General features: G+C 70.6%; 9 protein-coding genes. 7 read left to right on the top strand and 2 right to left on the bottom strand.

Annotation, left to right across the window (positions count from 1 at the left end; all coding sequences use genetic code 11):
- Positions 1-11: 11 nt before the first annotated feature.
- The 7 genes from dgoD to CG723_RS36690 all read left to right on the top strand — a co-directional run bounded on the left by dgoD (position 12) and on the right by CG723_RS36690 (position 9,710).
- On the top strand, positions 12-1,157 hold the full coding sequence (dgoD, locus tag CG723_RS36720; protein WP_100597865.1) for a galactonate dehydratase: 1,146 nt from the start codon (positions 12-14) through the stop codon (positions 1,155-1,157).
- Between the two features lie 11 nt (positions 1,158-1,168).
- Positions 1,169-2,026: an SMP-30/gluconolactonase/LRE family protein gene (locus CG723_RS36715; RefSeq protein WP_324906399.1), complete on the top strand. Its 858-nt coding sequence runs from the start codon at positions 1,169-1,171 to the stop codon at positions 2,024-2,026.
- A 276-nt stretch (positions 2,027-2,302) separates the two neighbouring features.
- Positions 2,303-4,402 (top strand): alpha-galactosidase, encoded by a 2,100-nt coding sequence (locus CG723_RS36710; RefSeq protein WP_100597863.1) that lies wholly within the window; start codon positions 2,303-2,305, stop codon positions 4,400-4,402.
- Between the two features lie 80 nt (positions 4,403-4,482).
- Positions 4,483-5,781, top strand: a complete 1,299-nt coding sequence (locus tag CG723_RS36705; protein ID WP_100597862.1) for an ABC transporter substrate-binding protein — start codon at positions 4,483-4,485, stop codon at positions 5,779-5,781.
- 1 nt (position 5,782) lies between these two features.
- Positions 5,783-6,727 (top strand): carbohydrate ABC transporter permease, encoded by a 945-nt coding sequence (locus CG723_RS36700; RefSeq protein ID WP_100597861.1) that lies wholly within the window; start codon positions 5,783-5,785, stop codon positions 6,725-6,727.
- Positions 6,727-7,569 carry a carbohydrate ABC transporter permease gene (locus CG723_RS36695; protein ID WP_100597860.1) on the top strand — a complete coding sequence of 281 codons (843 nt, stop codon included), beginning with the start codon at positions 6,727-6,729 and terminating at the stop codon, positions 7,567-7,569. The genes CG723_RS36700 and CG723_RS36695 overlap by 1 nt, the downstream gene beginning before the upstream one ends.
- The gene (locus CG723_RS36690; RefSeq protein ID WP_100597859.1) at positions 7,566-9,710 is read left to right on the top strand and encodes an alpha-galactosidase; all 2,145 of its coding nucleotides are present in this window, start codon (positions 7,566-7,568) and stop codon (positions 9,708-9,710) included. The genes CG723_RS36695 and CG723_RS36690 overlap by 4 nt, the downstream gene beginning before the upstream one ends.
- Positions 9,711-10,200: 490 nt before the next feature.
- Here CG723_RS36690 and CG723_RS36680 read toward each other — a convergent pair whose 3' ends face one another.
- Positions 10,201-10,995 (bottom strand): hypothetical protein, encoded by a 795-nt coding sequence (locus CG723_RS36680; RefSeq protein ID WP_159032626.1) that lies wholly within the window; start codon positions 10,993-10,995, stop codon positions 10,201-10,203.
- A gap of 86 nt (positions 10,996-11,081) precedes the next feature.
- Positions 11,082-11,222, bottom strand: a complete 141-nt coding sequence (locus CG723_RS46560) for a hypothetical protein (protein WP_159032625.1) — start codon at positions 11,220-11,222, stop codon at positions 11,082-11,084.
- Positions 11,223-11,241 lie beyond the last annotated feature (19 nt).

The raw sequence follows: 11,241 nt of genomic DNA, 5'->3' as shown, positions 1-11,241 counted from the left end.
ACCCACGCCCTGTGAAGATCGTTCGCATCGAGACGTTCCAGCTACCCCCGCGCTGGCTGTTCTGCCGTATCGAGACGGATGACGGCATCGTCGGGTGGGGCGAGCCCGTTGTCGAGGGCCGGGCCGAAGTGGTGCGCACCGCCGTCGACACCCTCGCCGAATACCTCGTCGGCCAGGACCCGTTGCACATCCAGGACCACTGGCAGGTCCTCACCAAGGGCGGCTTCTACCGGGGCGGTCCGGTGCTCTCCAGCGCGGTGGCCGGGATCGACCAGGCGTTGTGGGACATCGCGGGCCAGGCCTACGGCGCGCCCGTGCACGCGCTGCTCGGCGGACCCGTGCGCGATTCGGTCAGGGTGTACGCGTGGGTGGGCGGCGACGAACCGGCCCAGGTGGCCGAGGAGATCAGTGCCCAGATCGAGCACGGCTTCACCGCGGTCAAGATGAATGCCTCGGGCCGGGTCTCCCCGATGCCGGGCCCCGCGGAGATCGAGGAGGTCGTCCAGCGCGTCGCCACCGCGCGCGAGGTGCTCGGCCCCGGCCGTGACGTCGCCGTCGACTTCCACGGCCGGTTCACCCCGGCCGGGGCGCGCCAAGTCCTCGACGGGATCGCGCCGCTGCGCCCGCTGTTCGCCGAGGAACCCCTGCTGCCCGAGCACGGGCATCTGCTGCCGCGTCTGGTGGAGGGCACGAGCGTGCCCGTCGCGACCGGTGAACGCCTGTACAGCAGAGGGGAGTTCCTGCCTGTGCTGCAGGCCGGCATCGCCGTGGCGCAGCCCGATCTGTCGCACGCGGGCGGCATCTCGGAGGTGCACCGCATCGCTTCGCTGGCCGACACGTTCGGGGTGCTCCTCGCGCCGCACTGCCCGCTGGGCCCGATCGCCCTCGCCTCCAGCCTCCAAGTCGCTTTCGCCACGCCCAACTTCCTCATCCAGGAGCAGAGCCGGGGCATCCACTACAACCGCTCGGCCGACCTGCTCTCGTACGTCCTCGATCCGGAACCGTTCCGCTTCACCGACGGCCACGCGCACCGCACGACGCTGCCGGGCCTCGGAGTGCGGGTGGACGAGGCCGCCGTACGCAAGGCCGACAGCTCCGCGCACCGGTGGCGCAATCCTGTGTGGCGGCACGACGACGGGAGCTTCGCGGAATGGTGACCCCAAGCCCTGTGGGCACCGAACGACTGGAACTCGGCGAGGGCGTGCGCTGGACCGAGCGCGGTCTCGTCCTCACGGACATCCTCACCGGCCGGCTGCTGTCCGCCGACCTCACCGGCGCCACCTTGCGGGAAGAACTGCGTCTGCCGTTCCCGCTGGGTGCGGTCGCGCCCGTGGCCGGAGCGCCGCACACGTGGATCGCCGCGGCCGACACCGGCATCTGCCTGCTGCAGGCGGGCGAGTCGCCTCGCTGGCTGCTGCGCCCGGAACAGGACCCGGCGGTGCCGTTCCGGATGAACGACGCGGCGGCCGACCCGTCGGGGCGCTTCTGGGCCGGCTTCATGGCGTACGACGCGGCTCCCGGCCGGGGCGGGCTGTTCCGCGTGGACCGCGACGGGACTGTCACCCAGGCCCTCGACGGGCTGAGCGTGCCCAACGGGCCTGCGTTCACGGCGGACGGCCGGACCATGTACCTCGCGGACAGCCCCCTTGGGCGCATCCTGCGCCATCGCGTGGACGCGGAGACGGGCGACGTCGACGAGGGCGAGGTCTTCGCGGCCGTGGAGTCCGGCAGCCCGGACGGCATGGCGGTGGACCAGGACGGCGGGCTGTGGAGCGCCGTCTGGGGAGCAGGAGTGCTCCACCACTACCGTGCCGACGGGAGGTTGGACGAGGTCGTCCCCGTGCCCGTACGACAGCCGGCCGGAATGTGCCTGGGCGGCGCGGACGGTCGGACCCTGTTCGTGACGAGCGCGCACATCGGCCTCGATGAACCCGGCCCGCTGGACGGCGCGCTGCTGCGCTTGCGGGTCGCTGTCCCGGGCACGTCCGCCTGCGCGTTCCGGCCCGGCTCCGGGCTGGTCGGCTAGGACGAGAACACGGCCGCCGAGCCGACCGGAACGCCCCTGCGCAGGCGGCGAGTCCGGCCGGCTCGTCGGCATGCCCGCGGACGGTGGGACCGCACAACGGCGTCGGGGCCGCACGGACGATCGCGACGGTCACATCCGTCTCTCGATTTTTAGTTAATTAGGAATTGTTATTGACAGGGTCGGCCCCTGCGGCAACAGTCGTCCGAGCGCTTCCCAACCGGCTCCCACACCGGCGGACGACGCCACCCACGTCGGTCATCACCTCAGGAGAGCTCTGTGACTTCACCCCGCGCAGCGACGACCGGGACGGCCACCCTCGCCGCCCTCCTCGTCGCGGCCGTGCTGTCGCCGGCGGTCCCGGTCGCCGCGGCCGACCGCCCTGCGGCATCCCACGAGCCCACCCCCACGTCCCTCGCCCCGACCCCGTACATGGGCTGGAACACCTACTTCGGCCTGGGCGCGCCCACCGAGAAAGACGTCAAGAGCGTCGCCGACTTCCTCGTGAGCAGCGGGCTCAAGAAGAGCGGCTACGACATCGTGTGGCTGGACGGCGGCTGGCAGGCCGACACCCCACGCGACGCCGAGGGCCACCTCGCCGCGAACCGCGAGCGCTTCCCGTCCGGCATCCCGTCCCTCGTGGACTACTTGCACCGCCGCGGCCTGAAGGCCGGGATCTACACGGATGCCGGGACGTACGACGGCGGCAAAAGCTGCGGGCTCGGCAGCCGCGGCCACTACACCGAGGACGCCCGGCAGTTCGCCGACTGGAAGGTCGACGCGATCAAGGTCGACTTCCTGTGCGGCATCGCCGAGAAGGCCGATCCGGAGCCGGCATTCAAGGAGTTCAGCGCGGCCGTCCGCAAGACGGGCCGGCCCATGCTGCTCAACCTGTGCAACCCGCTCACGGACGACTGGGGCGTGCCGCACACCCCGGCCCAGGACGCGCACAACTCGTACCGGTTCGGGCCCCGGTTGGCGGACTCCTGGCGCACCGGCACCGACGTCGCCTGGGGCACGCCGCACGAGAACCAGTGGCCGAACATCCTGCGCAACATGGACGCCAACATGGCACACCCTGAGGCGCAGACCCCCGGTCACTACAACGACCCGGACTACCTGATCCCGCTGCGCAAGCTGGAGGACGGCACACCCGAACTCACCACCGAGGAGTCCACGACTCAGCTCGTCATGTGGGCACTGATGGGTTCGCCGCTGGTCATCGGCTCCGATCCCCGCACCCTGCCGCAGGACATGATCGACACGCTGCGCAACCCGGAGATCATCGACGTCGACCAGGACCCGCTCGCCGTTCAGGGCGTGCGCGTGGCGAGCGACGCGACCGGCGACGTCTACAGCAAGGTCCTCCAGGGGGCAGGCCACCGGGCCGTCGCCCTGCTCAACCGCTCCGACAAGGCGGCGCGCCTCACCGTCGACTTCGCCGACGCGGGTCTGACCGGTCCTGTGCGGGTGCGCGATCTGCGGGCCCGCGCGGACCGCGGCGTCCACGACAGCTCGTACACGGTCGAGGTCCCCGGCCACGGCACGGCCTTCCTGAAGCTGGACGGCAAGGACACCGCGCCGGGCACGCGTCTGGGTGTGCGCTCGCCCGCCGATCCGGCCGCCGTCGGCGACGACGTGTTCTCAACCACCACCTCCGGAACGGTGGTTGAGAACGGCACTTCGCTGGGACGTCCCGGCGACGGTCGCGTCACGGGCAGGCCAGTGGCTCGCGCCAACGGCAAGGGACGTACCGAGGTGTACGTACGCGCCACCGACGGCCACCTGTACCGCAGGCAGATCACCGACGGCCGGGCCGTCGGCGACTGGCGGCGCGTCTCGGGCCCGGCCGTCTCCTCCGCTCCCGCGACGGCCGGAACCGGCACGGCCCCCGACACCCTCGCCGTGCGCGGCGAGGACGGCGGCCTCCTCGTCCGCTCGGCCGCGGGCGACTGGCAGCGGCTCGGCACCCCCGACGGTCTCGGCCTGTACGACGACCCGGCGGCCGTGACCGATGCCGACGGGCACGTGCATGTCGCCGTGCGCGCCACCGACAGCGCCGTGTGGACCCGCGTCCGCGACACCGACGGCTCCTGGTCCCCCTGGGCCTCGCTCGGCGGCGCCACCAGCGCCTCGCCCGCCCTCGCCCTCGACGGCGACACCGTACGACTCGTGTCCCGGGCCGGCGACTACACCGTGTGGCAGCGCTCGCTCGCCGCGGGCCAGGGCGACGACGCCTGGAGCGGCTGGTCCAAGCGCACCGAGTTCGCCAGCGCGGCCCTCGCTGGCACGCCCTCCCTCACCGGCACGCCGCTGACCGCCACGTTCCGGGGCGTCGACGGGCAGCTGTGGCAGGCCCCGCTGCCCGCGTCCGACTGACCGGCATGCCCTCTCCCCCACCCGCACACCGCCCGGGACCGCCACCGCACGGTCCGGTCCCGGGCCTTCCAGGAGTCACCATGTCCCCCTTGCCCACCGGCAGTTCACGTCCCAGCAGACGGCGCCTGCTCACCGGCGTCGGAGCCCTCGGCGCCGGTGCCGCACTGAGCGGCTGCGTCACGTCCGTACGCTCCAACGTCTCCTCCGGCGGCGACGTCACCCTGCAGTCCAACCTCTCGGCACCGCAGGCGAAGACCGCGCTGCAGAAGGTCGTCGACGGCTTCAACCAGCGCGGCGGCGCCTCGGCCTCACTGAACACCGTGGCCTCGGAGACCTTCCGCACTCAGCTGCCCACCTACCTGACCTCGGCCAACCCGCCCGATCTGTACACCTGGTACCCGGGGTCGGTGGCCGACGCGTACGCGCGCCGCGACCTCCTGCTCAGCCTCGACGACGTGTGGCAGAGCCCGGACCTGTCCCGCTACAGCAAGGCGCTCAAGAGCTTGTGCACGTCGCGCGCGGGCCACAAGGTGTTCGTGCCGACGAGCTACTACTGGTGGGGCTTCTTCTACCGGAAGTCCAACTTCAGGAAGTGGGGCGTGGACGAGCCGCGCACCTGGGACGACTTCCTCGACCTGTGCGAGACCCTGCAGCGCAAGAAGGTCACCCCCATCGGGCTCGGCGCTGGCAGCGGCACCGCGTGGGTCGCGTCCTCCTGGTTCGACTACCTCAACATCCGCATCAACGGCGCCCAGTACCACCGCGACCTGCTCGCGGGCCGGCACCGCTTCGACGACACGGAGGTGCGGCGCGTCTTCGACCGCTGGGACGAGGCACGCCCCTTCATCGACAAGCGCGGCACCGCCCTCGCCTTCCAGGACGCCACCACGGAACTGCTCCAGGGACGTACGGGAATGATGCTCATCGGCACGTTCTTCGCCGACTCCGTACCCAAGGACCAGCTCGACGACATCGACTTCTTCCGGTTCCCCGAGATCGACCCGAAGGTGCCGATGGCCGAAGAGGCGCCCACCGACGGCTACTTCGCCGGCGCGCGCACTCCGCGCGAGCGCCAGACCAAGGAGTTCCTGCGCTACCTCGCCACCGCCGAGGCACAGGAGACCTACCTCAAGAGCTCCTCCGGCACCGCGCTGCCGACGCATCCCGACGCCAAGGACAGCGGGACCGCCCTGGTGAAGAAGGGCCGCGCGCTCGTCGAGTCGGCCGCCGAGGTCACCCAGTTCTTCAACCGTGACTCCAGCGACCAGCTCTCCCCCACTGCCGACACCGCCCTCATCCGCTATCTGTCCGAGCCGGACCGCGTCGCGTCGACCCTGACCACGTGGCAGCGGGACGCCGAGAAGATCTGGGGGAAGTGACATGGCCCTCCTCGACACCGATACCCGCCCGGCCGCGGGCCCGCGCAAGACGTCGTCCGCCCGCCGCCCACGCCGGGGCGCCGCCACCCGCGTACCGCCCCTCGTCGTCGCCTTCGTCCTCGTCCCCCTGCTCGCCGAGGGCTTCTGGGTGTTCTGGCCCGCCCTCCAGGGCTTCTATCTCGCGATCACCGACTGGGACGGCATCTCCGCCGCCCACCTGATCGGCCTCGGCAACTTCCGTGAGATGGCGCACGACACGGTCTTCTGGCACGCCCTGGCCAACACGGCGAAGTGGCTGGTGCTGTTCGGCGGTCTGTCCGCGGTACTCGGGCTCGGCGCCGCGCTGCTGCTCCAGCAGGAGCGCCGCGGCGTCGGCTTCTACCGCGCCGCACTCTTCCTGCCCGTCGTCTTCTCGCTCGTCGCCACCGCCCTCGTCTGGCAGGCGATGTACCAGCCGGACGGACTCATCAACCAGGTCCTGGAGGGTGTCGGCCTCGACAACCTCACCCGCTCCTGGCTCGCCGACCGCGACACCGCCCTGTACGCGGTCCTGCTGCCCGCGCTGTGGCGGCAGATCGGGTACGTGATGGTCCTCTACCTGGCCGGTCTCAAGGGCATCGACCCGATGCTGTACGAGGCCGCCAAGGTCGACGGCGCCAGTCGTCTCCAGCAGTTCCGGCACGTCACGCTCCCCCAGCTCAAGAGCGTCAACGCGGTCGTCCTCTCGGTCATCATCATCGACTCGCTGCGCTCCTTCGACGTGGTCTGGTCGCTGACCCGCGGCGGCCCGTACCACTCCTCCGAGCTCCTGAGCACCTACATGTACTCGACGGCGTTCCAGTCGCTGCGCCTCGGCTACGGCTCCGCGCTCGCCGTCGTCATCTTCCTGCTGGCCTTCGGCGTCATCGCCTCCTATCTCGTCCGCGCCTTCCGGGAGGCAGACTGATGAACAGCCCCACCCTGCTGCGCCGCCGCGCCGCCACGGCCGGGTTCCACCTCGGCGCGGGAGCCCTCGCCGTGCTGTGGCTCGTCCCGATCGTCCTCGTCGTGATCACCGCGACCCGCACCTTCGACGACATCGCCGCCAACGGCCTCGGCTCGGCACCGCACTCCTTCAGCCTCGACGGTTTCCGTCAGGCCTGGACCGAGGGCGGACAGAAGCAGGCTCTGATCAACAGCCTGCTCGTCACCGTACCCAGCGTCCTGATCTCCCTGCTGCTCGCGTCGATGGCCGCGTTCGCGCTCAGCCGCTACTCCCTGCCGGGTCGGCGCACCCTGCTGCTCGTCATGCTGGCAGGCAACCTCCTGCCCCCGCAGATCCTGCTCATCCCCGTCTCCAAGATGAGCGAACTCGTCGGCATCTACGACTCGTTGTGGGCTCTCATCGGCGTACAGGTCGGTTTCGGCATCGGCTTCTACGTCTTCGTGCTCCACGGCTTCATGCGGTCGATCCCGCCGGAGGTGCAGCAGGCGGCGGTGATCGACGGGGCCGGGCCCGCGACGATCTACTGGCGGATCGTGCTGCCGCTGGCCCGCCCCGCGCTCGCCGCCCTCAGCGCCCTGTCCTTCACCTGGATCTTCAACGACCTGCTGTGGGCGATCAGCGTGCTCCGTACGGAGACACACATGCCGATCACGGCGTCGCTGATCAATCTGCAGGGCCAGTACGTCTCGCAGTGGAACGTGATCGCGGCGGGCTCCGTCATCGCCGCGGCCCCGACCGTCCTCGTCTTCCTCCGCTTCCAGCGCCACTTCGTGGCCGGCCTCAATCTTGGAGCAGTCAAGTGAGCACCACCGACCGCCCGTTGGACCGCTGGGTCCTGCGCACGGCCACCACCGTCTACGCCGTCACACTGGGCGGGGACGGCGAGGGCGACGGTCCCGGCGCGGGGATCTGGCCCGAGCTGTCGGTGTGGGGGCCGACGGGCGCGGAGGACGGCCCGGCCCCGCTGGAGTGGTCGCGCCGCACGCACTTCGTCACGCCCGCCGACCTGGCGCCCGCCGAGTACATCCCGCACGGCCTTCGCCCGTTCAACGGCGCCGACCTGACCGCGAGCCGCCCCGGTGGCGAACGCGGAGTCTGGTGGCGCTTCACCGAGGCGCGCCAGGAGAACGACGCCGCTCTCGACCTCACCTTCGACGACGACGTCCTCGGCCTGCGCGTCACGGTCCGCTACGCCACCGTTCCCGGCACCGACATCATCCGCCGCTGGTCCGAACTGACCTGCACGGGCGACGAGACGCTACGCCTGGAGCGGATCGACTCGGCGGCCGTCAACGTGCCCGTGTCGGCGCAGGGCACCCGCGTCACGTATCTGACCGGCCAGTGGTCGCAGGAGTTCAGCTTCACGCAAACCCAACTGACGCGCGGCACACTGGAGTTCGGCAGTACCCAGGGCGTGCCGGGCCACGCCTACGCACCGTGGCTCGCGGTCCAGGACGCGGCGCACCCGGACCGTGGCGCCGACTCCCCCACGTACGGCATCGCCCTGGAATGGGCGGGCAACTGGCACATGGCCGTCGACGCGGAGCCCGGTGGCGCAGTGCGGGTGCGCGCGGGTCGGGTCCCGCACGAGGGTGCCGTACTGCTCGCCCCCGGCGAGACACTGGTGACGCCCAAGCTGGCCTGCGCGTTCAGCCCGGACGGCCTGGACGGTCTGTCCCGCGTCTGGCACCGCTACGAGCGCCACCTGGCGGGCGACCGGCTCACCCGCCGCCGTCCCGTCCTCTACAACTCGTGGGAGGCGACCGAGTTCGACGTGCGGGCCGACCACCAGCTCACGCTCGCCCGCCGGGCCGCGGACCTGGGCGCGGAGCTGTTCGTGGTCGACGACGGCTGGTTCACCGGCCGACACGACGACACCGGCGGACTGGGCGACTGGCACCCCGATCCCGCACTGTTCCCCCAGGGCTTCGACCGCTTCATCGACGACGTACGCGCCCTCGGCCTCGACTTCGGACTGTGGGTGGAGCCCGAGGCGGTCAGCCCGGCATCGAAGCTCTACGCCGAACGCCCGGACTGGATCTACCAGTTGCCGCATCGCACAGGCCGCCGCGTCCGCAACCAACTCCTCCTGGACCTCGGCCGCGAGGACGTCCAGGACTTCGTCCTCGGCACCCTCGACCGACTCCTCGGGCGCTACGACATCTCGTACCTGAAGTGGGACATGAACCGCCCGCCCACCGAGCGCGGCCGCCCCGGACCGAGGTCGGCGCAGCAGCTCGACCTCGACGCCGCGCACGTGGCGGGCTACCTCCGCGTCCTGGACCACCTCCGCGCCCGCCACCCGCACGTCACCGTCGAGGGCTGCGCGGGCGGCGGCGGCCGGATCGACCACAGCACGCTCGCCCGCACCGATGTGGTGTGGCCGAGCGACAACACCGCCCCGCTGGACCGGCTCCGGATCCAGTACGGCTACCTCCACGCACACGCGCCGCACACCATGAGCTCCTGGGTCACCGACGCGCAGGGGTTGTTCGACCCACGGCCGCGCTCCCTCGCGTTCCGTTTCGTCAGCGCGATGACGGGCGTCCTCGGCATCGGCGCCGACCTCGGCGCGTGGAGCGAGGAACAGCTGGCTTCGGCCGCACGGTGGATCGCTCGCTACAAGGACGTCCGGGACGTCGTCCACCACGGCGACACCTACGTCCTGGGCTCGCCGGACGAGCCGACATTCGGCGTCGAGTCCGTCGCGCCCGACGAGGCCCGTGTCGTGGTCGCCGCCCTGAGCACGGGCCGGCTCGACGGATCGCCACTGGTCCCGGGCCGCCCCGATCGCCTGCGCCTCAAGGGAGTTGACGCCGGGGCGCGGTACCGGGACGAGACCGATGGCCAAGAGTACGGCGGCGCGTACCTGCGCCACGTGGGCCTGCCGTTTTGCTGGAGCGCCGAGCACGACGCCGAACTCACGGTGCTGCGCCGCCTGTGACGCACGTCGAAACGGCGGGCCTCCGGCCGGATCCGAGGGGACGCGTTCTCTCCCCACTCACTCACCCGCCCCAGGAGTCACAGTGCGGCGTATGGCGCCGTCCTGCGCGCGTTGTAGCGCTACCGTCGGGGGTCGAGGGTGTCCGCGCGGGCGAGTTGGTCGCGGCGTGCTCGGTCAGCCGCCGGCCACGAGCGCAGGGCGTATGTCATCAGGGAGCGCTGCACGGCGGACGAGGGTGCTCATCGGCACCGGCATGCGCAAGGGCGAAGCCCTCGGCCTCTACTGGGACGCCATCCACCTCGACCAGGGCGTCCTCTACGTGCGCTCCACACTCTCCGCCATCAACAACAACCGCCTCGTCCTCACCACCCCCAAGACCCGATCGAGGCGCAACTGGGTCGCCATCTCACCCCGCGTCACCACCGGCACCCGCAGTGTTGGGGCCGTTGTCTTTATCAGGCCGTTTCGGCGGGGTCATGCGGCTGTTGCCTCACGGCTTAAGCACATCCGCGCCTGCAGACACGAGGGTCCCCACCATGGCTAGTCCCGCCAGCACGGCACCAACAGTCGCGATCTTGTCGGTAGAGGAAAGGCGGTGCCAGGTGTTCCCCGTCGGCAGATCGGCAGTCACGGCCAGGGCCGCCTTGTCACCCCGCATCCTGACAAAGTGCCGAACGGCCCCACTGAGGCACCACAGGATGAGTGCGCTCAGCACTATCAGCCCGCTTGTAGGGGCCTCGCCACTGGCCTGGGTCAGCGCGCGCTTGCCGTTCGCGAGTACCACTTCCTCCTGATAGCCGGGGTACACGGTAGTGCTGTACCACAGGGCGAAAGCCCAGAGCAGGATGCCGTAGATGGAGGTACGCAGCCTCTTGGCGGATGGAGGACTGGGCTGTTCCAGGCGCCCAGCGGCCTGCGCGGTCAGGAATTCACTTACGCGGGCTTCGATGCCACGCGCCCACGTTGAGTCAGTGGGAGTCTCGACTGCCAATGCCGTGCGGTCAGAGTCTATTTCGATCTTGCATACCGAGTCGGGAGCGGGCCCTTGCACCGCGATGGTTAGGTTGTCCCAGGGCCGGTTGACCGCTACATCGGGCGAAGCCTCCACGTCGGCCACGAGGGCAGCCAAGGAGCCGGCCCGAAAGGGAGACGTGCCAAATTGAGTGGCGAAGGACACCGATCCCGGAGGCAGGTCATCCTCAACCATGTCTGAAAGCTTGTTGAGTTGAGCGCGGCCGAAGCGGCATCCGTAGTACCGCTTGATGTGGGCGTACGGCGAGGGCATGTCCATATGTTGGCAGCGCACGGTCGGCCACCGCCACAGATTGGCCTCAACGCAGCAATCTACCGATCGTGTTGGTCCGTCCGGGGCTATCGACGACCTTCGAGGCGGTTGCCGACGAGGGCGCTGCGGCCGGTGGCGAGCTGGTCGGGGTCGGCGAGTTCGGTGAGGCGGTGGCCGGCAGCGTCCATGCGGTCGGTACTGTCCGTGCCGACGACACAGGTATCCATCTGGTCCTCAAGTTGGGGG

Source organism: Streptomyces sp. CB01635 (genome assembly GCF_002803065.1).
Taxonomy (GTDB): Bacteria; Actinomycetota; Actinomycetes; order Streptomycetales; family Streptomycetaceae; genus Streptomyces.
This window is presented reverse-complemented; position numbering and strand designations above follow the sequence as displayed.